1 protein-coding gene is annotated in these 611 nt (G+C 41.2%); it reads right to left on the reverse strand.

Annotation, left to right across the window (positions count from 1 at the left end; all coding sequences use genetic code 11):
* Positions 1-8: 8 nt before the first annotated feature.
* The coding region (locus ABLT31_RS38905) for a DUF421 domain-containing protein (protein WP_367761088.1) at positions 9-611 on the reverse strand (603 nt) is incomplete at its 5' end.

The raw sequence follows: 611 nt of genomic DNA on the forward strand, positions 1-611 counted from the left end.
ATATCTCCTCATCGCTTTAATTGGACCCTTACATCTGTTATTACTCTTGTTAATTGCCCAGCTAAATCTTGGTACATTTTTTTAGTCGCTTCATCCTCTGTTGCCAAAGCAAACAGCTCCAAATCAGCCTCACATTTCTTCAATGTGGCAAACAGAAGATCTTTGGTCGTAGGTTTTGGGATTTGAATGGCATCATCAAACAAATCAACATAGAGCTCCCCAGATGAATCCACCTGCCCGATAAAGACGTTTTCTGGAGAAATCCCCAATTTATCCAGTTCCACTTTTAACCATGCCCGGTTTAATCCTTGATTGCGCAATCCTTCATCTAGAATATTTCCATCTAAAATAATCGTTTGGGGCTCTGCTTGGGATGCTACCTTCCATTCCAAATGCTTGGGGGTAATCGGAGTTTGCTCAGACTTTAGCATGACGCTGACTTCTCCATTGGCTTCCATTACAGCGAATTCGACATCAGCCATATTAAATACATTTTTTCTTCTTAATTGGCTTAGGAGTTCCTCCCCGGTATACTTCACCTCTTTTAAATTGTCTTCCAACACCTTTCCATGTTTGATCAATACGGTTTCTCTCCCACGGACCAAATCATG

Source organism: Ammoniphilus soli (assembly GCF_040813775.1).